Raw genomic sequence first — 26625 nt, forward strand, 5'->3', positions numbered from 1 at the left:
ATAGCAAGTTATAAAAGATTTCTCCTCACTACGTTCGTTCGAAATGACAGGAAGAATATTTTTGACTTTTGAATTTTAATTTTTGACTTTAAGATATGGTTTATTACAATCCTAAAGAGTGGTTTTCCTTTATTTTCAGGCTGAATAGGGCCGATACCCTGCGTGAACTTTTTCCGCTGATAGTAGCGGTTGGCGCTTATGCCGGTGTTGTTACCTATCTACTGATCGACTATTGGCAGTTGCCCGATACCCATATCTTAAAAAAGGTGATCTACATTCATCAAACCATCGGTTTTGTGTTTTCCTTATTGCTGGCGTTCAGAATCAATTCGGCGTACGATCGCTGGTGGGAAGGGCGCAAGATCTGGGGTAGCCTCACCAACAACAGCCGCAACCTGGCCATGAAACTTAAACACCTGGTTAACGAAAGTGATGCAGCGTTTTTTAACTACATGATACCGCTTTACGCCCGTTCACTCCGCAACCACCTGCGCGATATTTACGTGCCTGAGCAATCAGCTTTTATAAACATTGATAAGGACAAACATGTACCTAATCAGGTAGCCTCATCCATCATCCAAAAGGTATATCAACTGAATAAAAATGGCATAATAAATCCGGAGCAGTTATTTAGTATAACTACAGAAATAACTTCATTTACAGATATTTGTGGCGGGTGCGAGCGTATCAAAAAAACGCCTATACCTTATTCGTATAATGTATTTATTAAGAAGTTCATCTTTACTTATATCATGACTCTGCCTTTTACCTGGTCGTTCGATTTGAAGTATTTCATTATACCCATTATTGGTTTTGTGCTGTTTGTATTTGCCAGTATCGAGCTTCTGGCCGAAGAAATTGAAGACCCGTTTGGTCACGATGCTAACGATTTGCCGTTGGACAATATTTGCGAAAATATTCAAAAACATGTAGCGGAGATATTTGCTTAACCAATTATGCTCAAAATAGCTTTCGACCCAATATATGCGTATCCATTACCCGAAGGACACCGCTTCCCGATGCTGAAATATGAACTGATACCGGCACAGTTGCTGCACGAGGGAGTGATCAGCCGGGATAATTTATTCTCGCCGGATATACTGGACGAGGCGACCATTCTTCAAACTCATGACCGCGACTACTGGCTGCAGCTAAGAGATTTGACCTTGCCCCTAAAAGAACAGCGGCGTATTGGCTTCCCCTTATCAGCGCGTTTAGTTGAGCGGGAGATAAGAATTGCTAAAGGAACCATTGACGGTTGCCATTATGCTTTTGACAACGGAGTAGCTTTTAATGTAGCAGGCGGCACACACCATGCAGGCAGTAATTGGGGCGAAGGTTTTTGTCTACTGAACGATCAGGCTATTGCAGCTAACTACTTATTAAATAATAATTTAGTTCAATCTATCTTAATAATTGATTTAGATGTACACCAGGGCAATGGTACGGCCGAAATATTTGAAAAGGAGCCCAGGGTATTTACTTTCTCCATGCATGGAGCCAATAATTTCCCCTCGCGAAAGGAAATATCCGACTTGGATATTCCGCTGAACGATGGCGTTGAAGATGAGGAATACCTGAATATTTTGTATGATACCTTACTCAAATTGATCGTGAAACAGCAACCCGATTTTATATTTTATTTAGCCGGTGTTGATATACTGGCGACCGACAAGCTTGGTAAACTCGCTCTGAGTAAAGAAGCCTGTAAAATGCGCGATAGGTTTGTATTTGAACAATGCATCAGCAATAATATCCCGGTTCAGGTAAGCATGGGTGGAGGCTATTCTCCGCAGATCAAAGATATTACCGAGGCACATTGCAATACTTTTAAAGTAGCTAACGATCTGTATTTTTAGTTACAATATTATAAAACTATTGTCATTTGGATGAGCAAGGGAGAGGAGTGAAGATTGGGGCGAAGAGAAATCTTTTGCACAGGCCATGCGGATAAATTTGCATAATGTATAGGATTTCTCACTATCGTTCGAAATGACAATAATTTTCTGCAACGCTTAATCCTTAGCCAATATAACAATCGTCTTGTCCCGATGGTTTTTACTGATAATATTAAAACGGATAAACAACAATACCGAGGTAATTGCCAAGCCTAATACCAGCCCGTACCAAACACCGTAAACACCAAGATGAAGCTTGATACCCAACAGGTAACCTACAGGTAAACCAACAACCCAGTATGCCAAAAACGTAATAAAGGTAGGTATATTTACATCACCCATTCCACGCAGAATACCCAAACCTACAACCTGTGTACCATCAAAGATCTGAAATAATGCAGCGATGATAAGTAGCTGTGCTGCAATAGCTATTACATTTTCATCCGAAGTAATTATCCAGGGCAATAAGTGCCTGCCAAAGGTAAATACCAGTGCAGCAATAGCCATAAACGCCAGTACGATATGGTAGTTGGAGATGGCTGACATCCGGAGACTTTTATGATTACCCGCACCAAAATAATTACCAGATTTGATGGCAGCACCTGACGATATGCCACTGGCCATCATATAAGTAATACCGGCCAGGCTAATGGCTACCTGGTGAGCTGCTTGCTGTACCAAACCAATAGCCCCTATAATGATAGCGGCACCACCAAATGCACTAACCTCGAAAGTGTACTGCAGCGCAACGGGAGCGCCGATCTTCATAATCTGCAAGCCACGTATACGGTCGATATTTTTGATGGCAAAGCTTTTTAAATAGTCCTTAAAAATTGGTGACCGGAAAACGTAAGCTGCCATTACTATGGCCATAATGCACCTATCAATAAGGGTACTGTAACCCACCCCGCGAATACCCATAGGATGTATGCCGAATAAGCCCTTTACAAAGGTAATACCCAGGCAAATATTGATCAGATTGCCCCAGATAGATATCATCATGGCCTGCTTGGTAAAGCCGAGGCCTTCGGCAAATTGTTTGAAGGTATTAAATATCAACAATGGAATAAGCGACAGGCTGAGTAACAATAAATACGGCTTGGCTTCCTGCACAACCGCCGGCGATTGATCGAGGTGCCCGATCAACAGCATTGTACCGAAGTAAATACCAGCGAATAAGATTATACCGGTAAGCATATTCAAAAACAAGCTATTTGAAAGCAGCATACCGCATTCTTTAAAGTTGCGCCGGCCGTTGTTTTGAGCAATAAGTGGTGTTAAACCATAGGAAATGCCCATGCCCATAACCAGTGGCACCAGAAACAAACTATTGACCAGAGAAACCGCCGCTAACGATACCGTACCCACAAAATGGCCCACGATAATGGAATCAGACATTTGAACCAGTGTATGACCAATTTGCGATATTACCACCGGGATAGCCAGCTTAAGGCTATCAGCGTAATAAGGCTTATATTTCAGGAAGATTTTTTTCATTACTACAGGTTACAAAAAGGGTTGCAAAAGTAATGATAATGACGGTAATATATCAGCAGGCTGTATAAAACTCTTCTTTTTCGGTGGTATTGATTCGGATGAGGCCCGAAAGTATCAAGTCAACCAGTATGCGCTGGGCCCTGCGGCGGCCTACTTTTAACAACTCCGCGCATTCCTTGATAGTTATACGCGTATTTTTTTCAAGGTACTCTAAAAGTGATTTCTCATTTTCGGAATACTCAATTAAAACTCCCTGATCATTAGCAGAGCGTTTAAGTACTTCGAGCACAATTTTACTGGCCAGTACGCTTTTGTCTTTTACCCGCACGTAGGCCCACCACTTACCATCTTCGGCCAGGGCATAATGAGGTTTAAGGTCGCTGGGAGGGGTATCAACAATCAGCACCAGCTTATCATCAACATATACCTCTTCAAAAACCGGGTCCAGGGCAGGTCGGGCAAAAAAATGGGCTGCTTTGGTGATCATATAGCGTTCCTCGTCTTCAGATTTTACACCTTTAATAGTGCCGTCATCGGCAACGCCTATCAATAACTTACCGCCTTTATTATTAGCAAAGGATACCATAGTACGTGCGATCTTTTCGCAGCTGGTAATTGTTTTTTTAAAGTCGAGCGATACACCTTCACCCTCAAAAATGAGCTTTTTGATATTCATGATTACGCTATTATCCCTTAAACCATTATTGAGGCTCAATATAGGGGTTAAATACTTCCATCCATCTTTCTGGCTTGGTTATTTGTGTAAAACCAAACTGGCTATAAAGTCCAAGCGCATCGGCAGTAGCCAATGACCATCTTCTTAAGCCTTGAAGTTCCGGGTGATTAATGATACTTTGTATCAGCCATTTTGATAAGCCTTTTTTTCTGAAAACGGGTAAAATAAACACATCGCAAAGGTAGGCAAAAGTGGCGCTGTCAGTTACTACGCGGGCAAATCCAGCCTGTACGCCATCATGGTACACGCCAAAGCATATCGAGTTAGCTATGGCATTTTCCAGTCTTTGACGGGGAATACCACGTGCCCAGTAAGAATCGTCATTTAAATAATTGTATATCGCGTCAATGTTTAACAGATTCTTGTCGGTTGATATTTGAAAGCCTCGTTTAATAAAAGCTTCATCGTTCATTAGTACGGTACCCATTATATTAATTACAAGCTTTTATCAGTCGGTAAAGTTTAAATTGCGGAGATATACCTCATTCAGTACAGATACGCATATGTCGCCGTTTTTATTATAAATATCAATAGGGTGGTGGGCCATATATTTGCCCTGAGTATTCAAAATTTCTTCGGCCAGTGCAATTTCTGTATCCGTTAAGCTGATCTCAAAAAACAGATCGGAATGGCCCGGTTTCAAATATTCAATAGTTGATGATTTTGACCACACCTTTAATTTATACCCCTTTTTAATAAGTAATTGGTGAAACAATACAGGATAAAATGGATCGGCGGCTGAAAAAATAGTACCCCCAAAAATGGAGTCGTTATAGTTTTTGTTTAAAATACTTTTTTTGATCTTAACCTTTACCCCCTTGAATCCCTTATCGAACTTCACCACCCAAATGCGCTGAAAAAAGAGGGGGGGATACAAGCGCATAGCCCACTTTAGCATTCTTTCAGATACAACCATAGTTCTTAAATATCTGAAATTTATAATCAAATATTTGCATGTATTATGTAAAATTAAAACCTAAGCTATGCAAATGGCTGTTTTAAAATGTGATATAAAAAGCAGAATTTTAAGAAAATGAATGTTTAAACGTAAACAATATAGACGGCATGTGGTTAATAGTAAGTTCAAACAGTATTGATAACTCTAAAACAATAACTCACATGAAAAAGCAAATTTTAAGTCTTGCACTTGTCGCGACAATGATAGGTGCAATAGCAAGCGGTTGTGGTTCTGCAGAAAAAGCAGCCGGTGGTTCTGACAGTACTAAAGTTGATTCAGCGAGCACTACAACCGCACCTGCCGCCACAGATACAGCCAAAACAGACACAGCAAAAACCGATACTACTAAAAAGCCATAAGCTTAAATTTAGTATAGCATAAAAAATCCCGGGGCAGATAAACTGCTCCGGGATTTTTTTATATCCTTTAAGGTGTTTAAAACGCTGTTTTAATAACGCCACCGTCGGCACGTAAACTGGCGCCATTGGTTGCTGATGATAGCGGACTGGCAATAAAAGTGACCAGGTTGGCAATTTCATCAGGGGTGATAAATCTTTTGATGATTGAAGTAGCGCGCATGGAGGTGAAAAACTCTTTTTCCATTTCAGCGTCACTCAAACCTTTACTTTTGGCTAAAGCGGTCATAAAATCACCAACGCCGTCTGATAAAGTAGGCCCAGGCAATACTGAATTTACAGTTACACCGGTACCTGTTGTCAGTTCGGCCAGGCCGCGGGCCAGAGATATCTGCGCTGTTTTGGTTACGCCGTAATGTATCATCTCGGTAGGGATCTGCAGACCAGATTCGCTGGAGATAAAAATTATTCGTCCCCAACCTTTAGCCATCATTTTATCAAAATATGCCCGGGATAACCTAACACCGCTCATCACATTTACTTCATAAAGTAATTCCCAGTCTTTATCAGCGATATCCCTGAACTCAACCGGTTCAAAAATACCCACATTATTCACCAGTATATCCACTTCAGGCAATTGCTGAATCAGATTATCCACCTGCTGCTTATCAGAAAAATCGGCCGCTATACCTTTAATATTTGCATTACCGGTTTCAGCTTTCAGTTTTTCAATAACCGCGTTTACCTTGGTTTGATCCCGGCCGTTTATATATAGCACTACACCTTCATGAGCTAATGACTTAGCTATAGCATAACCGATACCGGCGGTTGAACCGGTTACCAATGCAGTTTTACCGTTAAGTTTAAGATCCATACTGTGTTAATTAAAATTTGTATGTTAACAAGTGCGATACTGTTTTGTGCTATTCTGAAAGCGTATTTATATCAATAATTATAACGGACGGATCTTGATATTTCTCCACTCGCTTGAACCCGGGTGTTGCTGTAAAGCAATTTTACCTTTGGCCACTTTAGCAAAGTTGGTAAACGCTGGGTTGTTAAATTTACTGTGAGCTACCATGTTATTCCACTCGTCGCTGCCCATTTGGCCTTCAAAGGTTTTGATGCCGTTCAGATAAAAAGTTAGATGACCTTTATTCTGAATAAGCCTAACCTGGTTCCACTCGCCAACAGGTACCGGTTTTGATACGGTCGAATCTCCAGACATGTCATATAAACAACCGGCCAGGTGATTTTGCTTTTTGTTGTCAGAAGCATCTTTGTTATCCAATACCTGCATTTCGGGGCCGGTAAGGTAAGTAGCGTTAAATTTAGGATCTTCCTGAATGTCGAAAATGATACCGCTGTTACCACCTTTTGAAATTTTCCATTGCAGGTTCAGTTCATAGTTTTCGTATTCATCGTTGGTAACCAGGTCGCCTCCGCCTTCTTTTGGTTTGCTTGGGTCAAATACGATTGCACCGTCTTTAACCTGCCATTTTGAGCCTACAGTATCCCTAAGGTAGGTATGCCACCCTTTGGTTGATTTGCCGTCAAATAATAATTTCCAGCCCTCTTTTTTTTCTTTTTTGGTAAGTGTGTTTGGGGTTTGAGCCATACTAACACTGCCCAACATTGCAAGTGCTGTAAAAATAGTTAGCGTTTTTTTCATTGGTTCTTTAGATTTTGGATGTTCTAAGGTAGCAAAATAGAATATAGTTAAGCTACAGCTTCATAAAAAACGTTAAAAGTGTTACAAACTGTGTTATTGCAAACAATTAATAACACACTTTGTACTTTCATTATTAATTAATAGATGATACCTCTATTGCTGAAGATACTGAACTATTCATTTTATTTTTAAGGTATCTTCTGATAGGTTCGTCAATATAAATCATGACCAGATAAGCCATTCCGATCAATAAGACGAGCCCTATGGCCATAACCACAACCATGTTATTTAAAGTTGGCTTCTTTAATTCAACCCAGCTCATGAAGAGCCAGATAAAAGGATAGTGTACCATATAAAGCGGGTAGGAGATGTTTCCTGAAAATCCGCATATACTCGTATAAGCAGATCTGAGCTTTGCCCCGGCGCCTAATGCTACCAATAAAGGGAAAAAGAAGATGACCACCAATGGATCAACAATGGAATTAGTTTTATCTGAGTAGGGGATAATAAATACCAAAACCAACAGCGCGCTTATGGAGATAAATCCAAAACGTGAATTGATGATCCATTTGGAGCGATAGATCAGGATACCGGCCAAAAACGAATAAAAAACTCTTATGCCGCCGCCCATGATATTCTCACCACTCCAGCCAACACCTAAATTTCCTGATCTGTTGGCCTCATAGCAAAGCGCAACAGCTGCAGTCAATACCAGGAACCACAGTACCTTATTACGTATTTTAATTAAAACTAAGGCATATACGGCATTAGCCACATATTCCCAAAATAAAGACCAGGTAGGCGGGTTGAGGTGGAAAAGATTAAAATACCGTTCATGTACTAATGGATAGGGAACCATAAAGCACGATGCCAAAAACATGAAAAAGGTTTTATCCGCATATGCCTGATACAGATTACTAAACGGATCAAACACAAAGGCCATTAGCCCGATAACCGAACCAATAATTACCAAAGGATGCAGACGGATAAGCCGCAGCTTAAAAAATTGAAGCAGGCCCATTTTCTTTAACCGCTGATCATAGGCATAGGCGATAACAAAGCCCGACAGGCAGAAAAAGAAATCAACCGCCAGATATGCATGCGCGATAAAGCTTTTAGTATAATCGGGTACCGCAATTTCCATAAAATGAAAAATCACAACGGCAACCGCGGCAACACCTCTAAGGCCATCTAAAATTTCAAAATGCTGTTTGGATCTCAGCACATTGGGTAAAGCAGGTTCCTGGTACATAGTATCAAATTAATACGGCTTTAAAGATGATGGTTTTAAGCTATATCAACTGGTTATGATGTATCAATCTTTCGTTCTTTTGTATCACCTGCGAGTATTACCCAATTTGCTGAACCCATTGGCTGCGCCAGGCCGGCGCTTCAAAAGCATCTGCAAAATACTGCGTCTCATGTATAACCTTACCTTGGCTAAACTCCATAATGCTCACGGTATAAACTGATTGCCCCTGGTAATTGATAGTATATTCGGTAACCCATAAGTCACCTTTTCCGATAACCCGCTTAACCTTGAAACCTGAAGGTTTACCTGGATGATGGCTCCTTAAAGCCTGCAAATTATTTCGGCCCATTATACGTTCTCCCGATTGCGGATAATCACAGATGGCGTCATCAGCATAAATATCATGTTCCGCGTTCACATCCCCGGTAGCTGATGCCTGCCAGTGCGCGTTCAGGGCTTCGAGTATTTGTTCCTCATCTGCCGATAGCTCCTGTTGTTGGTTGTCTGCTGTGTTCATTTGCTTACGTTTATGGTTTTTCATAAATACTCATCGCTTTTCGTGAGGTTTAAACAAAGCTGTTAATGCTGTTGGATTAAACCCGGAGTATCGCTTAACTTCATTTGTGAGATGCGCATGATCGTAATATCCCATTTCAAAGGCCAGTTCTGCAAGGTTATCTTTATAGTCCTTTTTACGTATCCTTTTCAAAACCTGCTGAAACCGGATCACCTTGATAAACTCTTTAGGGCTAATACCCATATGTTCATTAAACAAGCGCTCCAATGTTCTGTTTGTAAGGTGATGTTTTTCGGCCAAACAGTCTACAGTGATTTTTCCTTTATAATACTCCACGGTTTTAGCCAAAGGAAGCAAATTGCGGGTATTCCTGATTTTTCGGGTAAAAAAATCATTCAGTCTGTCTGTAACCTGATCATCCACATCCAACAGATCACGTAAAAAGCGATCCGGAAATTCAATGATCTCATCAGTAAGTTCATGCAATGGCAGTTTATAAAAAAATGCAAAGCCACCAGGTTTAAAACGAATGCCAATAAATACACTGTTAGGTAAGCGTTGGATAAGGCTTGATGTAGTCATGGTGCCACCAAAATAAATAGTACCCGGCAAAAGCGGCTTGTTATTCAGTAAAGGCCTGGTACTACCCATATTCACAAAAATATCTGTAGTACCATCGGCATATAGCCGTACATCGGCAGGTTGGTATAAGGGGCCGGTTTCCATTATCCAATACGTTTCTATAAAATCCTTCAGATGCTCAACCGGGCTTACCTCGGTGTACTTGAATGAATTCATAAACAAAATTAACCGGTATCAGTGAATTATCACAACAGTATTTTACCCGTTTTTTTACGCTACAACTCTGCGCATCAAGCTATTGCGCCGTTCTTCAAAACTATTTTGTTCTATAGGTAACAATATACTATTTAACAGATCGGTAACGGCCACTGGATGATTGGTTGCTTTTTGTGTATGGATATCAAAATATATAAAGGTCGTCCACAGCAAAGCCTTAAGTTTAATTTTACCCTGGCTCCACATCCGCATTTCAATATTTACACTTTTGGAGGTAAAGGACATTAACTGCGATTCAATAATTACTGTTTCGGCCACATTTGCCGGGTTCAGGTAACAGATTTGACTGGAAGCAACCACCCACGACTGACCGTCGGTTCTTAATTTTTCAAAAACATCGAAATTATAATTCTCCAGTAAATGATCCTCACGCGCATTCAGGAAATAATTGATGTAACTGGCATTATTTAAGTGATTAAAGGGGTCGCAATCCTGAAACCGGACTTTATAACAGGAGCTTAATATTTTTTCCATTGTTTATACTTTGATTGACGATATCAATTACTGCAAAAGAAAACATCAGGAGCAATATGGTATTTGGAAAAATACGACAAAATGATTTGTAATGTTCAGAACCTTATTTGCTTCGCAATAGCTGTTGGTAACAACGGCAGAGAGACACTACCATATTTTGAAGAGAATTTATAATGTCTCATTCTTGTTGCTTTCATCTCCTTTGCATCATAAAAATATCATCCTAAATTTATTCAGATTTACACCATAACCTTGTACATAATAAACGGAATTTTAATGAGAGTTACTTTTATTGCTGTTGTTTTATGTATAGGCTTAACCCTGGTTCTTGTACAGCCGGTATCGGGCCAGCAACTTGATTTGAATTATTTTATTGATAATGCCCTAAAAAATGATGCGGCCATCAGGCAAAATGTAAATCAACAGCAGTTTTATGGTTTACAAGCCCAATTAATCAATGCGCAGAATAAGGCTCCGCAAGTCAATTTTACATCCGACTATTTGTTTGCTCCCTATTTTGGCAATAATGGAAAAGCCATCGCCATTACGGCAAACCCATCGTCAAAGGCTTTTGGCTATGATGTTGGACAAACCAATGGCGGCATGTATGCCACGCAACTGAACGTTACGCTTCAATTATTAAATAAACGCACCGTTAACACCCTGCAAGAGCAGAATAAGAATGATGCTGCACTCAATAGTAGCAACCGTGTGCAATTAGAGCATGATCTGCGTAAATCAATCACAGATCAATATATTCAGGTGTATCAGTTGCAGCAGCAGGAAGAATACCTTGTTCGGATAGTGAGTGAGGTAAAAGGCAGGAAAGCCACGGTTGAAGCGTTGGTAAAAAAAGGCTTATTGCAACAAAGCGATTATCTGCTGCTGGAAATTGAACAAAATACCCGCGAAAATGAACTGAGTCAAACCAAAATAACCGAGGTAGACGCATACAGCGCACTTAAGAATTTAGCCATTATAAATGATACTGCCATGCTAAAGTTAAATGCGCCGCTTATTACCTTTAACGTTGCACCTCAAAGCTACTTTTATAAGGAAAAATTCAGGTTAGATAGTTTGAGTATTGTTGCACAGCAAAACGTTTTCAACTCCAGGTACCGGCCCACGCTTGATCTTGCCGGTAACGGCGGTATGCTGGCGTCTGAGTTTAATAGCATACCCCATAATATAGGTATGCAGGCGGCGCTGCATTTAGCTATTCCAATATTTGACGGGCACCAGCGTAAAATAAATGACAGCCAGGTAAAGATCAGTCAGCAAAATATAACCTACGCCCGGGACAATTTCACAGTTCAGCAGCGCAACTATCTGGAAAGTCTGATACGGCAAATTCATTTGCTTGATCAAAGCATTATTCAACTACAACAGCTTATAGGTAAACAAGACCTGCTTTTAAAACTGGACAGGGAAAAACTACAAGGAGGTCAGTTATCGATCATCGAGTATGTAAAATCGTTACAGGATTATGCTGCTGCTAAACAAAACCTTAACGGAGCAAAGGTTCAGCTTTTGCTACTCACCAATCAATACAACTATTATAACTGGTAATATGCGTTACAAAATATACTTCATTTTAGGCTTTAGCGCCTTGTTAATGGTACAGGCCGCCTGCACAGGCACGCCGCCTGCCGATGAGGAAACCGTATCAAGCACGCCTATGGTTACAGTGGGCAGGCCCATAAGCCACACGTTTAATAACAGTATTACCTTTAATGGTGTAACCCAATACCAGCAAAAGGCGGTTATCAGGGCTGGCATTGCTGGCTATGTACACCACCGGGGCTGGAAAACCGGCGATATAGTGCGTGGTGGCAGTACATATTGTACTATTACCAGTAAAGAGCAGCAGGCCTTAAAACACCTGGATGAAAGCGGGGTATTGGATAAATTCAAGGCCCCTATACCAGTTATTGCGGGGACAAGCGGAATTATCACAGCGGTTAATTACCAAAACGATGATTATGTTACCGAAGGGGATATACTGGCCACATTAACGCAGCAATCATCCCTGGTAGTACTGGTAAATGTACCGGTTGAATATCTTGACCAGGTTAAAGCAGGTATTGCCTGTACCGTATTGCTTCCCGATGGGCGCAAGTTAAACACACATCTGCAATCTGGTTTACCATCTGCGGATGCTGCTGTACAAACACAGTCATTCATTGTTCCGGTAGGAGCTACCAATTTGCCCGAGGGAGCCAATTTAAAAGTCAGCATACCGCTTTCCGGACCTGATCATGGCATGGCTGTTCCGGTAAACGCCGTACAAACCGATGAAATACAGGAGCATTTCTGGATATTTAAGTTAGGGGCAAACAACAAGGCATATAAGGTAGCGGTAAAAGCCGGCAAAATATCGCCCGATTCTTTACAGGAAATTCAATCTGATAAGATCAACATAAACGACCGCATCATTGTAGATGGTGCATATGGCCTGACCGATTCATCAACAGTTAAAATCCAAAAAAAGTAAACCGGCCATTATGGAGCATTTTCATCATTACTATAAAAAGCCTTTACTGGGTTTCCTGATACTGGTATTCATGGGCGGAATATTCAGTTACACCAAACTAAAGACCGGACTTTTCCCTGATATCACTTTTCCAAAAATAAAAGTTATTGCTGATGCCGGGCAACAACCGGTTGATAAAATGATGACCACGGTAACCATTCCGTTAGAGAACGCTATTAAACGTACCGAAGGCCTCGACTATATACGTACCACCACCTCGCGCGGCAGTGTGGAGATCAATATTTTCCTAAACTGGAATACGGATATTGATAAAGCGATGGCACAGGTACAAGCCTTAACCCAGGAAATAAATGGCGATCTGCTGCCCAATACCCGGATCGATGTGCAGAAAATGAACCCCTCCATTCTTCCGGTAATGGGTTTTTCCTTAGAAGGGAACCGTTCAGGAATTGAACTAAAAAAGATAGCGCAATTTCAGGTAAGGCCTTTTTTGGCAGCTGTGCCCGGTGTGGCTGACATCGCGGTAATTGGCGGTAAAACTAAAGAATACCAGGTGGTGCTGCAGCCTTCAAAAATGTCGGCTTTAGGCATTACGCCCCAGCAAATTTCAGCTGCGGTTGCCCAGGCTAATATATTGGCCTCAAACGGTTATATTAATGATCACGGGCGCCTCTATCTAAATCTTACAAAAAACGCCGTTGAGAATCTGGATAACCTCAGGAATCTGATCGTGGTTAATAACCCGCATCGCGTTATCCATTTGGCCGATGTGGCGGATGTTATAATTACCGCGCAAAAGGAATACATACGCATTAACGCCAATGGTAAGGATGTACCGCTGATCGCGGTCATCAAACAACCGGATGCTAATTTGATTGAGGTGAATGATGGTGTTATGGCCAGGGTTAATGCCTTGAGTAAAATACTTCCGGCAGGTGTGCATCTGCGGCCTTATTATAAACAGGCCGATTTTGTGAACGATAGTATAAAAAGTATTCAGGATGTATTGTGGATAGGGTTGGTGCTGGCCATTTTGGTGGTGATTGTTTTTTTACGATCATGGCAATCCAGTTTGGTGATACTAATTACCATTCCGGCAACACTGGCATTATCTATCACGGTTTTATTGCTGGTAGGCTATACATTTAACATCATGACGCTGGGCGCTATTGCCGCTGCCATTGGTTTAATGATAGATGACGCGGTAATTGTGGTTGAACAGATTTACCGCAGCCATGAGGAACACCCGGATGAGGAAATGAAGGTGGTTGTAAAAAAAGCGATAACGTACTTGTTTCCATCCATGCTGGGTTCATCGTTGAGTACCATCGTTATTTTTATTCCCTTCGTGCTGATGAGCGGGGTAGCGGGGGCATATTTTAAGGTGCTGGCATTTTCCATGATCATCACCTTAAGTATATCGTTTTTTGTTACCTGGCTGTTGTTACCCATATTGTTTATTCATATTCCGCTCCGGAAAAGGAAAGTAAAGCCTCATGAAGTAAAAGAAGGCTGGATCAAATTCTTTTTGGGCAAACCAGTGATCAGTTTTGCATTTATGATGATTTGCATCGCCTTGATCATTATTATACCTGGCCGGTTAGAGTCCGGATTTTTACCATCTATGGACGAGGGTGCTATTGTTCTTGATTTTAAGAGCCCGCCTGGTACCACTTTGGAAGAAACCGACCGGATGCTAAAACAGGTTGATGCCATTATCCAGCATACGCCAGAGGTTTCTTCGTTTTCGCGGCGTCTGGGTACACAGATGGGCTTTTTTATCACCGAACCCAACGATGGTGATTACCTGATACAGCTTAAAAAACAACGCGATAAAACAACAAATGAAGTGTCGGACGATATCCGTACTAAAATTGAAGGGATGTTGCCACAGCTCACCGTAGATTTTGGCCAGGTAATAGGCGATATGCTGGGCGACCTGATGGAATCGGCCCAACCTATAGAAATCAAAATATATGGCGATGACCAGAAAACTTTGCAGGTACTCTCCAAAAAAGCAGCCGATCTGGTTGAAAGCGTTAATGGCACAGCCGATGTATTTAACGGTATTACCATTGCAGGACCCGAAATTAATGTAAATCCGGATGAAGGCAAGCTGGCACAATTAGGATTAAATCCAACCGATTTTCAATTCCAACTGCAATCCCAATTGGATGGCAATGTGATAAGCTCTGTTATTGAAAAAGAGCAATCTGTAGATATCCGGATGATCTATCCTAAAGCGGCCCAAACATCGTTGCAGCAATTTCAGGCAGCCAGTATATTTTTACCGGGTGGGCAGTTAAAAAGCCTGTCATCTGTAGCACAGATCAGTGTAGAACCCGGTGTTGCCGAAATTGCGCGTGAAAACCAAAAGATGATGGGGGTAATTACCGCCAGGCTAAACAACCGGGATTTGGGTAGTACTCTGAAAGACATACAAAGCAAACTGGCGACTTTAAACCTCCCCGGCGGTTATCATATGGAATATGCCGGCGATTATGCCCAGCAGCAACAGGCTTTTAAGGAACTGTTAACCATCCTCATCAGTTCCAGTGTTTTAGTATTTATTGTTTTGCTGGTACTGTTCCGTCATTTTGCTGTAGCTGCCATTATTATTTTGCTGGCAATATTAGGCGCAGCAGGGTGCCTTACCGCATTGCTGATCACTAACACGCCTTTAAACGTAGGCAGCTATACCGGCATTATTATGATCATTGGTATTATTGCCGAGAATGCCATATTCACCTACCACCAATATGAAACAGGTGCCCCGGAATGGACAGGCGAGCAAAAAATTACACATGCCATTGCCGCCCGTTTGCGGCCTAAACTCATGACAGCCACCGGGGCTATAATAGCTTTACTGCCACTCGCCGCAGGCATTGGTACCGGCGCGCAAATGCACCAGCCGTTGGCTATAGCTGTAATTGGCGGTTTATTATTCGCTTTACCGTTGTTATTGATCGTACTGCCAACGCTATTAAAACTTAATGGCAGCTACAAAAAAACGGGAGAGGGGGTAAGGTAAAATCCTCGCAAAAAGGTTCACCAATTATAAAAATTAACAAATAACAAAGCCCGGAATATTTAGTATTCCAGGCTTTTGTTTTATGGAAAATTGAGATTTATACCTGGATTAATTTGATAGCTTATACACTAATACTTTAAAAGTATTCGGCAATGCTTTGCGTGTACCTTTTTCAAATTCGGCTACACTTAAATAAATTTTATGCGTTTGGGGATCAAGTGTAAGGGTTTTGGCCCGTACAGGTGTTTTAAGCGCCTGGATCACGCTGTACTGATCTGCCGATTGTTGTTTAATGATAGTTGTAGTACCGTCGCCGCAAGAACAAAATATAAGTTTGGTTACAGCATCAAAAGCTACGGCATCAACACCGGCGCCAATAGACAGGGTTGCGATTACTTTACCCGTATTGATGTCAACAACACTCATCCCTTTATTTTCGCGGCAAACGGTGAACAAGCGCGCGTTCTTTGCATCAAGAGCCAGGCCAGTAGGTCCACCGCAAGGTTCCAGTGGGTAATTTTTGATAACCTTTAGCGTTTTGCTGTCAATTACGTTAAGGCTGCTTTTATCTTCCAGGTTATTATATATCTTGCCTTTGCCATCTGCTACAGCAAATTCAGGGGCGCCGCCAAGCGCTACCGTACCCACCTGTTTCAATGTATTAGGATCTACAACTGATGAATTATTACTATCTCCATTAAAACTAAAAACACGATCAGCATACGCATCATACATGATGGCATCCGGGCCATTGGCATCTTTTAAAGCGATGGTAGTGATAATTTTAAGTGTTTTTAGGTCGAAAGTAACAACAGTATTAGCTTTACCATCGCTGATAAATCCCCGGTTAGCTTTGTTATCAATAGCGATACCATGAATGCCGTTTAAATTGCTGACAATACCAACCGGTTTTTCTGTTTTCAGATCAATAACGTTTACTGCTGTACCGTGCGAAACGTATAAGCGATTATTCAATTGATCTATCGACAGGTAATCATAACCACCATCACCGGGTAGGGGGATGGTTTTATCCAATACATAAGTTTGCGCACGTGTAATCTGAGGGGTTAAGCTTACCGAAGCTATGAAGGCGAGATTTAAAATAATTTTTTTCATTTATTTATGGGTGATTTTCTAAATAAATGTCTCTGTTAAATCTGTAGAAAGTTTGTAATAACAACAATAGTTAAAAGCTTATGCTAAACTGATGATAAGATTTATGAAAGCTGTACTGCAGAGAGAAATTAAAATTTTCGCAGATCTGTTTTGATATGGTAAGCCCAAGGCCGCTACCTTCAGATGATGACGATTTGTGAAACCGGGTAAATATCTCATCGTTGTTTAACGGTACTTTATCACCCGTGTTTTGTATAGTTAAGCTATCTCCGGTTAAGTTTATCTTGATTTCGCCGCCGCTGTGGTTATGCCTGATTGCGTTGCTCAGTAAATTGCTTATTAAAATCTCCATGAGGTGCCGGTTGGCATATACCTGCTTTTCATCAAGTTCATAATGAACTGTCAGATTTTTATTTTGGAATATTTCTTCAAATTGAATGATCATCTCTTCTGTAAGATCTTTCAAATTTACGAGGGCTTTGTCCTTTAACAACCCGTTCTCTACCTTCACAAGCAGCAACATGGACTGATTCAAACGATTCAGCCTATTAACTGCTCCGTAGAGATCGGTTAATAGCTTGCTTTGGCTCTCGTTCAAATTTTCAGTTTGTATCAGCGTATCCAGCTTAGAGTTGATAATGGCAATAGGAGTGAGCAGCTCATGCGATGCGTTTTCGGTAAAGCTTTTCAGGTTTTGATACTCCTGCTTTACCCGTGCAGCCATAGCAGAAACTTCTTTGTGCAGCTCATTAAACTCATCAACGGAACTATTCAAATGCGGAATGTTTCTTGTACCTGATACATGAAATAGTTTAAGCTCGCCCAATATATTATAAAAAGGTTGCCAAAGGCGGTTTAAAATAAGCCGGTTTATGATAACCAGGGCTAAAAGCAGTAACAAAATAACACCTATGGTAATGCCAAAGATGATCTGTATCAGGTATTCGGTTTCTACCTTTGATTCTACGATCAGGATCCTGTAATAATCCTGGCCCATATCAATAAAACTGATCAGGCCGCGGCCTGATTCCGGTTCATTAGCGTTTTTATAATAAGTTGTATTGATAAACTGGCGGGTGATGGAGCTTTTGGGAACCTTGCTGAAACTGATCTGCTGGTCTGGCGATTCAAATACCTGCGGTAATCTGTGATTCAGTTTTACATAATCAAAAATTTCATGCTCTTCAACTTCCAGCGCTTTATCCTTTTCATTGATCAAAATGGAACTGATGGCCAGGTAATATATGCCGCCGGTTATCAGCATGATGATAATAGCAGCAATTAAGTTTACACGGTTATATTTGTCTAAGAGCTTCATTTATCGTTAAACTTATAGCCCATGCCATACGCGGCCTGTATATAATCGTTGGCGCCAGCCTCTATCAGTTTTTTACGGATGTTTTTAATGTGCGAATAAATAAAATCAAAATTATCGGCCAAATCAATGCCATCGCCCCATAAATGCTCGGCAATAGCATTTTTTGATACCACTTTGCCTTTATTAGCTATAAAGTAAATTAATAAAGCAAATTCTTTACGCGTAAATTTTACAGGATTGTTTAAAACAGTAACCGTTTTAGCCGACAGATCAATACTGATCTCATTAAATTGTAAGGTATTGTTGCCATCGTACATTTTTCGCCTCGTGATAGCCGAAACCCTGGCTTTAAGTTCTGATAAGTGAAAAGGCTTAACCAAGTAATCATCAGCGCCCAGATCAAGGCCTTCCAGGCGGTCGTCAAGGGAATTTTTGGCCGAAATGATCAGTATACCATCTTTGTGATTATTGGCTTTAAGTGTTTTCAATATCTCAATTCCGCTACCACCGGGCAAGGTGATATCAAGCAGGATACAATCATATCTGTAAAGATTGATCTTGGCCATAGCAGCATGATAACTATCTGCAGTTTCGCAGATATTGCCGGCTTCCTGAAAGTACGCCTCAATACTTTCACGCAACCCTTCTTCATCTTCAATGATCAATATTTTCACTTCGTTTTTGGATAAAAGTACAGTAGTAATCTGGATATATTTAGGATTTAATTACATTCTCTAAGTTAAATATATAATTTCCTCCGCTATAATCTTAACTACCATCTAACCCTGGCCTAAAAACTACAGAATAAATTCAGATTTACAGCTTAACATTGACTTCATAGTTATCTTATTTTAGTTTAATGTGCCATGTTTTTTAAAAAGCTCTTTTTTGTTCTCATCCTGATTTTTCCGGCAGTGTCCTTTGCACAACAGGTAGAAAATGCCGATTCTTTAAATATTGCCCCCAAGAATAAAACACTTGAACAACAAAATCATTCTTTAGTAACTTATATTCCGCCTGCTGTGTTTGTTACCTGGGGTATACTTTCTTTTCATGTTAAAGGTATCAGGCAAATTGATTATAACGTGTACAATGATATGCAGGAAGATCACCCTGGCTTTAAAACGCATGCCGATAATTACCTTCAATATGCTCCCGGGGCCATAGTTTATGGTTTAAACCTGGCGGGTATACATGGCAAGCACAATTTTGCCGACAGGACAGCGCTTTATGTTTTATCTGAAGGTATTTTTGCCGGTACTACTTTTACCGTTAAAAATTTAAGCAAGCGTACACGACCAAGCGACAAGGATAAATATTCTTTCCCGTCTGGACATACCGGTAACGCTTTTGCCTCTGCCGAATTTTTAAACCAGGAATATGGCGATATTTCCCCCTGGTACGGCATTGCAGGTTATTCTATAGCAGCAACAACCGGTATACTAAGAGTTTACAACAATGCCCATTGGTTTAGTGATGTAGTGGCAGGAGCAGGAGTGGGTATACTCTCTACAAAAATCGCCTATTTGATTTATCCTTATATCAAAAAGGAGTTTTCTTCCGGTAAACAGCGTAAATATAAAGACAGCGGTACCATGATCATACCTACTTATCAGAATCAGATGGTTGGTTTTTCGTTTGTGAAAACGTTGTGATGGTATTCAATTAATATTGGAGGCAACATATTATTTTTTTTTAAACCAATAAGCATAATAATTGCCAATAGCACACAATATTTCTCAATATTAATCCCAATTAAACATTCATAATATATTGTAAATAAGTATTATATACATTGCTTCGTCAATTTATATATCATACTTTAACCTATATCATGAAAACTATTCTGCTTATTATCTGCATTATTGCCATAGGAATGCTTGGCTGCAAAAAAGAAAAGAAAATAACTAAACCAGATCAGCCACAAATAATAAATACAAACGCCATACCTCCAGGCCAAATGGACTCAACCATACATAATGGTACTTTAACTGATACACACATTAAATACTTTGGACGCTGGGTTTTTACCGATCCAAAACAATATCAAAATAACTGGGGTGGATCTTATTTAAAGGTTAATTTTACCGGAACAACTGTTAAATTAAAAGTTGGCTATTCAACAAATTATTACACTAAAATTGATGACGGTAGTTGGATCAGCCATATCAATAAGACTGGGGTGATTAATTTATCACCGACACCTTTATCAAACAAAATTCATACACTTACAGTGGCCCAGGGGAAGGATAATAATTATGTATTCGATTTTCAGGGTTTAATATTGGATACATTGGCCGTAACAAGCACCCCAGTTGTTCAAAAATATCTGATTGAATATATAGGAGATTCTATTACTGCCGGATACACAGATACTCAAGCAAATGTTTCTGATTATGCCTGGATTGTATCTGATTCTCTGCATACTGAACATACCCAAATTGCTTATCCAGGAATTTGCCTGGTTGATGGTTATCCCGGTTCGGGCATGAGCAGCCAATACTTTAAAACACAATCGCTTTACGCAAGCGCTCAAGAGTCATCAGATTGGTTATTTCAGACATATTCTTCAAAATTGGTAGTTATTAACCTGGGGACTAATGATTTTCTGAAAAAAGTACCGGATACCACATTTAAGAGTGTTTATATAAAATTTTGTAAGGCTATACGAGCCAAACTGCCCGGGGCTGATATATTCCTGATGCGACCGTTTAATGGAGCCAAAGCTACAGCAATACAAGCGGTTGTATCGGCAAGACATAACGGTGGAGACCCTAAAGTTCATTATATTGATACTACCGGCTGGCTTAGTGGCTTAATTGATTATACAGATGGAACACATCCGAATGATCAGGGACAAATCAAAATCGCAGCCAAATTAAAACCTGTTTTAGCTGCTTATCTGGATGTATACTAAGGATATTAATACAGAGTCCGTCCGTTATCAAGGAATTTTATTGCTCAATTGATCTCAATATATACCCGGTACGCCATCATAAAGTAATAACCGGAGTATATTCATGTCTCGGAGATACCAGCTACCCCAGGAGAGCGCGGTATCGCCGTTGGCGTCTTTGATTTTAACGTCAGCACCTGCAACTAACAGCGATCTAACAATCTCCTCATTTCCATAAGCTGCGGCCCTGTGCAGGGGCGTTTCTGCTTTCAAAAAAGCATCTCTCATAAAGCAAAGTGTTAACTTACCTTTCTCGGTTTTCTTGTTAACGTCGGTACCGGCGGCTATCAGGGCTTTAACAATTTCGGTGCGTGCCTGCATTTCACTGGTCTTAGAAATGGTGTAGTGAAGAGCGTTCTCGCCCGTGTTCTTAAAGCTAAAATTGGCATTTGCACCTTTTCCCAGTAGCCACAGCACTGAACCGGCCTGGCCATTGTACGCAGCATTGCATAATGGGTTATTGTCTTCCAACTCCAACTCGGCTCCCAAACTATAATAAATTTCAAGAGCTTCAATATTTCCATCCCAGGCTGCAGTAAAAATAGCGCAATTGTTCCATTGGTCGGTATAGTTGATGTTCGCACCCTGTGAAACCAGCAACTTCACTTTGGCCAGGTCCTGTGCAACTACCGCTTTTATCAGTTGTTCATCTAAATTTTGCATTCCGTGTTCATGATTAAAAATTCACTTAATTACAATTTCTTCTTTAATAAATTTATGACCTTTTAATCAGCTATTTATAAAAAATAGCAAGATGAAAATTGGGTGATTTTGGATTAAACAGCGGAGATCGATGTAACTATTTTTCCAAGTAAAAACTTATTTTAAGATAACCAGGTCATTACTTTACATCAATTGTAACGGGCACAGAATGCTCACTTTCATTTTTTAAACGATCAATACTCGTAATAACATACAGGTAGGTTTTCCCTTTAACGGTATTTCTATCCTCATAGCTACAGCTTGGATCATATTGTATGTGCAATATGTATTTGGGGTCGTCTATATCGACAGTTTCATTTTTATTGAACCTGTATATTACATAGCCATATACTACCTCATTGTCTTGAGCAGATACCGGGGGCTCCCAGGTTAAAGTGACCAATCCATTATTGTTTTTTACTATTAATTCACGAGGTGGATTTGGGGCAATGGAGTCGCGCCAGAGCATAAGCGGTGGTAATGCAGGATAGTGGTAGTAATTGTTTTTTAGCGAGTCTGTAAATCCCAGCGGATTACTGATCAATGATTTGGAACTGAAGTATACGCTGCCCTGTACGCGTTTATTTTGACGGAAATAATTGATTTGTTTGGGTAACTCTGATGAGACTTTAAAAGCTGGTAATTTATTCTCAATGATTCTGTAAGGGGCCTGGCCAATATACAAATGCCTTCCGTAAGTATGCTCACTCCACCAGTTTACCATAACGCTGAAAGATGCAATACGATCACTCATAGGCCGGTAAAGTTGTGGATTTATATAATCAACCCAACCCTCCTGCACCCATTTTTTAGAATCGGCATAAAGTTCATAGTATGAATCTCCACCATGTGTATCTGACCCTTCCGGGTTCTGAAACTTGTTAGCCCAGATACCTGAAGGACTCATACCAAATTTAACCCGTGGGTTATGCTGATGGATACTGTCGTTAAGCATTTTTACCAACAGGTTTACGTTATTGCGCCGCCAATCGCCAACGTTTGAAAATCCTTCGCCATATTTTTTAAAGGTTTGCTCATCATGTATTTGCTGCCCGGCAATATGATAAGGGTAAAAATAATCGTCAAGGTGAATACCATCCACATCATAATTATCTACCACATCCAAAATAACTTTTATAATATATTCTCTCACCTCCGGAATACCAGGATCAAACAGTTTTTGTCCTCCGTATACAAAAAACCATTCGGGGTGGGTGTTGGTGATATGCTGGGGGCTTAGACTCGAAAAATTAACATCTTTGGTAGCCCGGTAAGGATTAAACCAGGCATGTAACTCCATCCCGCGCTGATGAGCCGCTTTTATCGCAAACTCTAAAGGATCATAAAGCGGATAGGGGGCTTGTCCCTGTTTTCCGGTCAGATACTTTGACCAGGGTTCGCGGCCTTTGGCATAAAAAGCATCGGCTACCGGCCTAACCTGAAGCATAACCGCGTTAATGCCCGCTGCCTGGTGCGCATTGAGAATAACTGTAAGCTCTTGTTGTTGTTGATCCGGGCTCTCTGCTGGTTTGCGGGGCCAGTCAATATTCTCAACAGTAGCAATCCATACACCACGAAATTCCCGTTTAGGAGCCAGGGTTTGTGCATTTGCCTGGATTATTAACAGTAAAAAAATAAGATTTAAGCAAATACGGTTATTCATAGAGTTTTAATTTATACCGGCCCTGCCGGCTTCTGTTTCAATACTGTTATGTTGTTGCCTTGCCGACGTTGATGTGCCAAACTTATAAGTAAAAGTAAGGCCTATTGTTTGGGTATCGCTACGGTTTAATGATGTAAGTGAAGCATATTGATATTCAATTTTACGTCTGAGCTTACGGTTGTTGAATATAAATTATTTAAATATTTAACTTTCAAATTAAGCTTTAAATATTAATCAATAACCTAATGCCCTTACTTTAACCAAACTATTTATGGTTTTATTTCTCTTAATTGAGTCAACACTTTTGGACGAAGTCAAGAATTTGATTTTTAAAAACCAACGCTCAAAAAATATCACATAATTAACATTATGTTAAGTAATATATTTAAAAAGAGAGGCTTTCTTTAAAAAGCCTCTCCTACATTATTATTGTGCGCCATTTAATGCATCCAATTTTTTCTTGGTTGCATCAGCATTTGCGGTGTCTTTTTTACCTAAATAATAGGTTCTTAAGTTTGTTAATGCGTCAATTGATTTTGGATTCAATTCAACAGCTTTTAACAAATATGGTTTAGCTAAATCAAATTGCGCATTTGCTTTTGCTATAGCTGCATCATATTCTTTTTGTTTGTTTGCAGGTAATTTATTAGCTGCATTATAAGCATCAATTGCCGGGTTAAGCGTTACATAGCCTAAATTTAAATTTGCTTCAAAATAGTTAGGATCAATTTCTAAAGCTTTTTTATACATTTCGGCAGCTTTGTTATAGCTGTCAACTTTTTGTTGCTGTAATGTATTTTTAGTTGCAGCATCTTTAGCTTTTGACTGCTCTTTGATGATAGATTCTGCTGTTTGTGAGTAAGTTAAACCTGCATAATAATACAATGTTTTATTTTTAGGATCAGCAGCTATTGCAGTTTGAATTTTTTGTGCAACTTCTTTTTCTTTTCCTGTTTGAAGGCTGATCTCTATTTCCCTTTTACGCAGATCTGAGTTTGCAGGATATTTTGCAATACCGTCTGTAACTGATTTAAGCGCATTGGTTGTATCTTTTCCAGCTAAATATAACGAAGAAAGATCCATATAAATGCTTGCACCTTTTGAGTACTTGGTAGTAACCAATTTATTATAATTGGTGATGGCTGCCGGATAGTTTTTGGCATTTGCTGCCGCTAAACCGGTGTAGTAAATAGCATTCGTATCTTCAGGCAAAACGGTACGGTAGTAATCAAATGATTGGTAAGCCTGATCATATTTACCAGATGAATACTCGGCAACACCTTTGGTTAATTGGTATTGAGCCAGGTTTAAATATGCATTGTCAATAACTTGCTTGTTTTCACCTTTGGTATCCAGTTCCTTAGCTTTTTTTAAGGATTCATCAGCAGTAGTAAACAACGGCATAGATGTCGCCGTTACGGTATCCTGAACCGCAAGGGCTGCGTAAATTGCTCCTTTTAATGCAAAAGTTTGAGGCAACGCGGCCGTTTTTTCGTTAGCAGCAGCTTTATCGATAGAGGTTTTTGCAGTGCCAAGGCTTTTAACAGCAACCGAGATGGTAGCTTTTGACCCTCTTAATCCCTCGTAGTTGTCATACTCACTCTTAGCGGTACTTAATTCGCCTTTTTGCGCAAACGTGGTTGCTGAAACTAAGCCTAAAAGGCCAGTCATCAAAAATTTGATTTTCATAGTTTTAGTTTGTTATCTGTTTTAGTTTGTTATTTACTCTATCTAATTGATCCTTATTGCCGGTTTTATCATAAACCAGCTGCAACGCTTTTAGGCCCTGTACATTATTGGGCGATATTTCATATGCCTTTTCGAGCCATTGGGCGGCACGGTCAATATTTTCATTAACCGCACTCCCCTGCGCTGCCGCGCTTTGTTTTAAATAAAGCAAACCCAGGTTAAAAACCGGATCATAAGCAGACCCGTTTAATTCTATAGTACGCAAATAAAGCGATTCAGCTTTATCATATTTGTTCAGATGATCGTAGCAGTTTGCGGCTACAAATGCAATATCGGCGTTATTTGCGTTAATATCAAGTAAAGGGCCTATTAATGGCTCTAAAGCTTTATAGTTTTTTTGATTATTATAGATGCTGGCTTCATCAAGCAGTAAGAATCTGTCTGTCGGCAAAAGTTTTCTTCCTTTTTGAAGTATCTGCAGGGCCTTGGAAGTATCTCCTAATGATTTATAAATGCTTGAGGCTGTTTCAATATATTCGGCCTTTGTACTATCCACCGCCAATAAATTACTATAGTATTTAGCAGCGTCAACTAAATTACCTGCCTTGTTGTTGGAGTATGCGATATAATCGTCAACCTGCTTAAAATTAGGTGCATACTTACGGGCATTTTTAAATGATTTGGTAGCATTGGTGAAATCGGAATTATTCACAAACTCAAAGCCTTTACGAATGTAAACATTTGCCAAACACCGTTTTGAATAATCAATCTCTGCCTGAAAGTTATAAGCTTTTTTATAACCCGATATCCTGTCAACCAAAGCCGAAGTTTCGGTTAGTAAAGTTGCCGGTTGTGCCAGTTTGTTCAACGAATCGATATATAAAATACTGGAGTTAACCAGAGCACGATAAGTGTTTTTTTCTACATCGGCAGTATCAGATTTGGTAATGATTAAGCTATCTGCCGATTTTTTAGCGGCTGCCAAATACTTAAGATCATTTTTCTGCTTATAAAAAGCCAGGTTATTAACTACAACCTTTAAAGCCTCGCTTTGGCCAAAGGCAAAGGTTGTAGTCATAAATGGTATTAAAACCGATAAAAAAAATTTACGGCACTGCATATATTTACTCAGTTGGTTCGTCGGTGGTTGATTCTTCGCTGTTGTTGGTTGCTTCAGTATCATCTGTAGCTCCGCCTTCAGCATTTTCTTCAGATTCCTTGTCCTCATCTTCGTCATGCTCAATTTTAGCAACTGAAGCAATCTCGTCATTATTTTTAAGTGTAATTAACCTTACACCCTGTGTAGCACGCCCCATTGTTCTGAGTTCGCTAACAGCTATGCGTATAATAATGCCCGATTTGTTGATGATCATCAAATCTTCTTTATCAGTAACACCTTTTATGGCAACAAGGTTTCCGGTTTTTTCAGTAATATTTA

The 26625-nt window shown here is 40.1% G+C and carries 26 protein-coding genes; 8 read left to right on the forward strand and 18 right to left on the reverse strand.

Going from position 1 to position 26625, the window contains the following annotated elements; translation table 11 throughout:
• Nucleotides 1-95: 95 nt before the first annotated feature.
• Both AAGC65_RS13925 and AAGC65_RS13930 read left to right on the forward strand, forming a co-directional pair.
• Nucleotides 96-950, forward strand: coding sequence for a bestrophin family ion channel (locus AAGC65_RS13925; RefSeq protein ID WP_343113068.1), 855 nt, complete (start codon nucleotides 96-98; stop codon nucleotides 948-950).
• Nucleotides 951-956: 6 nt separating this feature from the next.
• Nucleotides 957-1859 carry a histone deacetylase gene (locus tag AAGC65_RS13930; RefSeq protein ID WP_343113069.1) on the forward strand — a complete coding sequence of 301 codons (903 nt, stop codon included), beginning with the start codon at nucleotides 957-959 and terminating at the stop codon, nucleotides 1857-1859.
• 156 nt (nucleotides 1860-2015) lie between these two features.
• Here the strand turns inward: AAGC65_RS13930 and AAGC65_RS13935 are convergent, their stop codons facing one another.
• Genes AAGC65_RS13935 through AAGC65_RS13950 form a run of 4 tightly spaced genes read right to left on the reverse strand, consistent with a single transcriptional unit; the run spans nucleotide 2016 to nucleotide 5047 of the window.
• Complete coding sequence (locus AAGC65_RS13935) at nucleotides 2016-3395, reverse strand: MATE family efflux transporter (RefSeq protein WP_343113070.1); 1380 nt, start codon at nucleotides 3393-3395, stop codon at nucleotides 2016-2018.
• Nucleotides 3396-3447: 52 nt separating this feature from the next.
• Nucleotides 3448-4071 (reverse strand): RNA-binding domain-containing protein, encoded by a 624-nt coding sequence (locus tag AAGC65_RS13940; protein ID WP_343113071.1) that lies wholly within the window; start codon nucleotides 4069-4071, stop codon nucleotides 3448-3450.
• 25 nt (nucleotides 4072-4096) lie between these two features.
• Nucleotides 4097-4558, reverse strand: coding sequence for a GNAT family N-acetyltransferase (locus AAGC65_RS13945; protein ID WP_343113072.1), 462 nt, complete (start codon nucleotides 4556-4558; stop codon nucleotides 4097-4099).
• A 21-nt stretch (nucleotides 4559-4579) separates the two neighbouring features.
• Nucleotides 4580-5047: a DUF4442 domain-containing protein gene (locus tag AAGC65_RS13950; protein ID WP_343113073.1), complete on the reverse strand. Its 468-nt coding sequence runs from the start codon at nucleotides 5045-5047 to the stop codon at nucleotides 4580-4582.
• A gap of 149 nt (nucleotides 5048-5196) precedes the next feature.
• Here AAGC65_RS13950 and AAGC65_RS13955 point away from each other — a divergent pair, with 149 nt between their 5' ends.
• Nucleotides 5197-5448 carry a hypothetical protein gene (locus AAGC65_RS13955; protein WP_343113074.1) on the forward strand — a complete coding sequence of 84 codons (252 nt, stop codon included), beginning with the start codon at nucleotides 5197-5199 and terminating at the stop codon, nucleotides 5446-5448.
• Nucleotides 5449-5524: 76 nt separating this feature from the next.
• Here AAGC65_RS13955 and AAGC65_RS13960 read toward each other — a convergent pair whose 3' ends face one another.
• The 6 genes from AAGC65_RS13960 to AAGC65_RS13985 form a co-directional block, all read right to left on the reverse strand.
• A complete protein-coding gene (locus tag AAGC65_RS13960) occupies nucleotides 5525-6319 on the reverse strand; it encodes an SDR family oxidoreductase (RefSeq protein WP_343113075.1) in 795 nt (264 codons plus the stop codon).
• Between the two features lie 78 nt (nucleotides 6320-6397).
• Entirely contained in the window at nucleotides 6398-7117 is a 720-nt protein-coding gene (locus tag AAGC65_RS13965; RefSeq protein WP_343113076.1) for a DUF1080 domain-containing protein, read from the reverse strand.
• 133 nt (nucleotides 7118-7250) lie between these two features.
• Entirely contained in the window at nucleotides 7251-8369 is a 1119-nt protein-coding gene (locus AAGC65_RS13970; RefSeq protein WP_343113077.1) for an acyltransferase, read from the reverse strand.
• Nucleotides 8370-8466: 97 nt separating this feature from the next.
• The gene (locus AAGC65_RS13975; RefSeq protein ID WP_343113078.1) at nucleotides 8467-8910 is read right to left on the reverse strand and encodes a nuclear transport factor 2 family protein; all 444 of its coding nucleotides are present in this window, start codon (nucleotides 8908-8910) and stop codon (nucleotides 8467-8469) included.
• A 6-nt stretch (nucleotides 8911-8916) separates the two neighbouring features.
• A complete protein-coding gene (locus AAGC65_RS13980; RefSeq protein WP_343113079.1) occupies nucleotides 8917-9684 on the reverse strand; it encodes a helix-turn-helix transcriptional regulator in 768 nt (255 codons plus the stop codon).
• Nucleotides 9685-9738: 54 nt separating this feature from the next.
• A complete protein-coding gene (locus tag AAGC65_RS13985; RefSeq protein ID WP_343113080.1) occupies nucleotides 9739-10218 on the reverse strand; it encodes an acyl-CoA thioesterase in 480 nt (159 codons plus the stop codon).
• A 276-nt stretch (nucleotides 10219-10494) separates the two neighbouring features.
• Between AAGC65_RS13985 and AAGC65_RS13990 the strand changes: the two genes are divergently transcribed.
• From AAGC65_RS13990 to AAGC65_RS14000, 3 genes are read left to right on the forward strand one after another with little or no spacing between them, the layout of a single operon-like run.
• Complete coding sequence (locus AAGC65_RS13990) at nucleotides 10495-11787, forward strand: TolC family protein (protein ID WP_343113081.1); 1293 nt, start codon at nucleotides 10495-10497, stop codon at nucleotides 11785-11787.
• Between the two features lies 1 nt (nucleotide 11788).
• Nucleotides 11789-12712 (forward strand): HlyD family efflux transporter periplasmic adaptor subunit, encoded by a 924-nt coding sequence (locus AAGC65_RS13995; protein ID WP_343113082.1) that lies wholly within the window; start codon nucleotides 11789-11791, stop codon nucleotides 12710-12712.
• Between the two features lie 10 nt (nucleotides 12713-12722).
• On the forward strand, nucleotides 12723-15743 hold the full coding sequence (locus AAGC65_RS14000; RefSeq protein ID WP_343113083.1) for an efflux RND transporter permease subunit: 3021 nt from the start codon (nucleotides 12723-12725) through the stop codon (nucleotides 15741-15743).
• Nucleotides 15744-15851: 108 nt separating this feature from the next.
• Here the strand turns inward: AAGC65_RS14000 and AAGC65_RS14005 are convergent, their stop codons facing one another.
• The 3 genes from AAGC65_RS14005 to AAGC65_RS14015 all read right to left on the reverse strand — a co-directional run bounded on the left by AAGC65_RS14005 (nucleotide 15852) and on the right by AAGC65_RS14015 (nucleotide 18851).
• Nucleotides 15852-16859, reverse strand: a complete 1008-nt coding sequence (locus tag AAGC65_RS14005) for a YncE family protein (protein WP_343113084.1) — start codon at nucleotides 16857-16859, stop codon at nucleotides 15852-15854.
• A 70-nt stretch (nucleotides 16860-16929) separates the two neighbouring features.
• Nucleotides 16930-18177 (reverse strand): HAMP domain-containing sensor histidine kinase, encoded by a 1248-nt coding sequence (locus AAGC65_RS14010; protein WP_343113085.1) that lies wholly within the window; start codon nucleotides 18175-18177, stop codon nucleotides 16930-16932.
• Nucleotides 18174-18851 (reverse strand): response regulator transcription factor, encoded by a 678-nt coding sequence (locus AAGC65_RS14015; RefSeq protein ID WP_343113086.1) that lies wholly within the window; start codon nucleotides 18849-18851, stop codon nucleotides 18174-18176. Before AAGC65_RS14015 ends, AAGC65_RS14010 begins: the two co-directional genes overlap by 4 nt.
• Nucleotides 18852-19043: 192 nt before the next feature.
• Here AAGC65_RS14015 and AAGC65_RS14020 point away from each other — a divergent pair, with 192 nt between their 5' ends.
• Entirely contained in the window at nucleotides 19044-19832 is a 789-nt protein-coding gene (locus AAGC65_RS14020; RefSeq protein WP_343113087.1) for a phosphatase PAP2 family protein, read from the forward strand.
• 179 nt (nucleotides 19833-20011) lie between these two features.
• Entirely contained in the window at nucleotides 20012-21094 is a 1083-nt protein-coding gene (locus tag AAGC65_RS14025; protein WP_343113088.1) for a GDSL-type esterase/lipase family protein, read from the forward strand.
• 54 nt (nucleotides 21095-21148) lie between these two features.
• On the opposite strand, the gene AAGC65_RS14030 is transcribed toward AAGC65_RS14025, so the two are convergent.
• The 5 genes from AAGC65_RS14030 to AAGC65_RS14050 form a co-directional block, all read right to left on the reverse strand.
• Nucleotides 21149-21796 carry an ankyrin repeat domain-containing protein gene (locus tag AAGC65_RS14030; protein WP_343113089.1) on the reverse strand — a complete coding sequence of 216 codons (648 nt, stop codon included), beginning with the start codon at nucleotides 21794-21796 and terminating at the stop codon, nucleotides 21149-21151.
• A gap of 178 nt (nucleotides 21797-21974) precedes the next feature.
• On the reverse strand, nucleotides 21975-23498 hold the full coding sequence (locus AAGC65_RS14035) for a family 10 glycosylhydrolase (protein WP_343113090.1): 1524 nt from the start codon (nucleotides 23496-23498) through the stop codon (nucleotides 21975-21977).
• A gap of 426 nt (nucleotides 23499-23924) precedes the next feature.
• Nucleotides 23925-25187, reverse strand: a complete 1263-nt coding sequence (locus AAGC65_RS14040; protein WP_343113091.1) for a tetratricopeptide repeat protein — start codon at nucleotides 25185-25187, stop codon at nucleotides 23925-23927.
• Nucleotides 25188-25191: 4 nt separating this feature from the next.
• Nucleotides 25192-26265 (reverse strand): hypothetical protein, encoded by a 1074-nt coding sequence (locus AAGC65_RS14045; protein WP_343113092.1) that lies wholly within the window; start codon nucleotides 26263-26265, stop codon nucleotides 25192-25194.
• 46 nt (nucleotides 26266-26311) lie between these two features.
• Nucleotides 26312-26625 (reverse strand): DNA gyrase C-terminal beta-propeller domain-containing protein (locus AAGC65_RS14050; protein ID WP_343113093.1); only part of this gene is annotated, 314 nt, incomplete at its 5' end.

The sequence above is a fragment of the Mucilaginibacter sp. genome (assembly GCF_039207105.1).
Lineage (GTDB): Bacteria > Bacteroidota > Bacteroidia > Sphingobacteriales > Sphingobacteriaceae > Mucilaginibacter.